Origin of the sequence: Moorena sp. SIO4E2 (assembly GCF_010671945.1) — a bacterium.
GTDB lineage: Bacteria > Cyanobacteriota > Cyanobacteriia > Cyanobacteriales > Coleofasciculaceae > Moorena > Moorena producens.
This window is the reverse complement of sequence record NZ_JAAHIE010000896.1, coordinates 1-2,314: the sequence shown is the minus strand read 5'-3', so window position 1 is coordinate 2,314 and position 2,314 is coordinate 1. Positions and strand designations below refer to the sequence as shown.

1 protein-coding gene is annotated in these 2,314 nt (G+C 40.8%); it reads left to right on the top strand.

The features are described 5' to 3' along the window. Window positions 1-2,258: amino acid adenylation domain-containing protein (locus F6K37_RS38710; protein ID WP_287256490.1), on the top strand; the 2,258-nt coding region annotated here is incomplete at its 5' end. Between the last annotated feature and the right edge of the window lie 56 nt (window positions 2,259-2,314).

Below are 2,314 nucleotides of genomic sequence, written 5' to 3'. Positions count from 1 at the left end.
GTTTGGATAATGATTGGGAAACTATTGCTAATCAAGGTATTCAAAATCTTCCCAGTAAGGTAACAGCAGAGAATTTGGCTTATGTAATCTATACTTCTGGGTCTACAGGTAAGCCCAAAGGAGTTGCCATTGAACATCATAGTCCAGTAGCTTTATGCAATTGGGCTAAAAAGATATTTACAATCGAGCAACTTGCTGGTGTATTAGCCTCTACCTCTATCTGTTTTGACTTATCTATTTTTGAAATATTTGCGACATTAAGTTGTGGTTGTCAAGTAATTCTGGCCAAGAATGCCTTAGATTTACCTAATGTTAAAAAGGCATATAAAGTAACTCTAATTAATACAGTTCCTTCGGCAGTTACTGAACTTTTAAGAATCAAGGCTATACCTTCAAATGTAAAAATAATTAACCTAGCTGGTGAAGTGTTTACAAATCAACTGGTACAAAAACTATACCAGCAGGAAAGTGTTCAGGGTGTATACAATCTTTACGGTCCATCAGAAGATACAACATATTCCACATTTACTTTGTTAGAAAAGGGAACTAAGACTGAACCTTCTATTGGTAGTCCTATTCCTAATACTCAAATCTACATTTTAGATAGCAACACTCAACCAGTACCGATAGGAGTACCAGGAGAACTACACATAGGCGGAGATGGATTAGCTAGAGGCTACCTCAACCGTCCAGAATTAACGGCAGAAAAATTTATCGCTAACCCCTTTGACCATAACTCAAAATTATATAAAACAGGAGATTTAGCTCGCTACTTACCAGATGGCAATATCGAATTTATCGGTCGGATAGACCATCAAGTAAAAATCAGAGGTTTCCGCATTGAGTTGGGAGAAATCGAAGCCATACTCAGTAGCCATCCCCAGGTTGCACAAGTGGTAGTGGTGGCGCGGGAAGACAACCCAGGTAATAAACGGCTGGTAGCTTACATAGTCAGTGAAGAAAACCCCCTCAGTAAAAGTGAGTTACATCAGTTTGTGCAACAGAAATTGCCAGACTACATGGTGCCATCAGCTTTTGTCATTTTAGAAGCTTTACCTTTAACCCCCAATGGCAAGGTCGATCGCAAGGCTTTACCTGCACCAGAAGCGAAGTTGGAAGGAGATTTTATCCTACCTCGCGATCCTGTAGAACGTCAACTCGCCCAAATTTGGTCAGAAGTTCTGAATGTGTATCCCATCGGGGTTCAAGACAACTTCTTTGACCTTGGTGGTCATTCCCTGATCGCTGTTCGTCTCATGTCTCAGATTGAGAAGCAATTTGGTAAAAATCTCCCCCTAGCTACTATCTTCAAAGGTCAGACAATTGAACAACTTGCAAGTATTCTCCAGGAGTCAACAGATTCTATTTCTTGGTCTGCCCTCGTTCCCATTAAACCTAATGGTAATAAGCGACCTTTCTTCTTAGTACCTGGAGGTGGAGGGAATGTTGTTTATTATTCTTACTTAGCTCGCTATATAAGTTCAGAACAACCCTTCTATGGTTTGCAAGCTATTGGTCTTGATGGAGAATCAGAGCCTTATACCCGAGTTGAGGACATAGCTGCTCATAATATCCAAGAAATACAATCAGTTCAGCCTCAGGGACCCTATCTACTGGGTGGTCATTCTTTTGGTGGAAAGGTCGCTCTGGAAATGGCTCTACAATTACAAAAACAGGGACAGGAAGTTGCTTTACTAGCAATCCTAGATACTACTGCACCAGAGCCTGGAAATAAGATGACAAGTCTAGGCTGGAATGATGCGATGTGGATGGTTGCCATTAGTAAGTTGCTAGGATATCTATTCGATAAAGAGCTAGAGGTATCCTACGAAGCACTTGAAAAGCTAACTCCAGATGATCAATTAAGCTACCTCTACAAACAGTTGCAACAAATCAATTTTTACCCGCCCGGAGCAGGGATTAAGCAACTTCGTGGTTTTTTGAGAGTTATGAAGACAAATAACCTTTGTTCTTATTTTCCAGAGGAGGTTTACCCTACTCCAATTACTTTATTTCGGTCTATTAACCCACAGCCAGACAATCTTAAGCCAGAAAATATAAAAAAAGAGGTATATGAATCTCTTCGTCCTCAAAACATGAGTCTTCCGGACTTCGGGTGGAGTCCATTTTCTTCTAAACCAGTGGAGATTTATGATGTTCCAGGCGACCATATCTCAATGGTGACAGAACCTCATGTTCAGGTTTTCGCTCAAAAGCTGATGGCCTGCATTGAAAAAGCACAAGTGAAAGACAAATAATCCTGGGGGGGGGGTGACATGCAAGCTAAAATCATTACTGGGTAATAAGTTCAGCC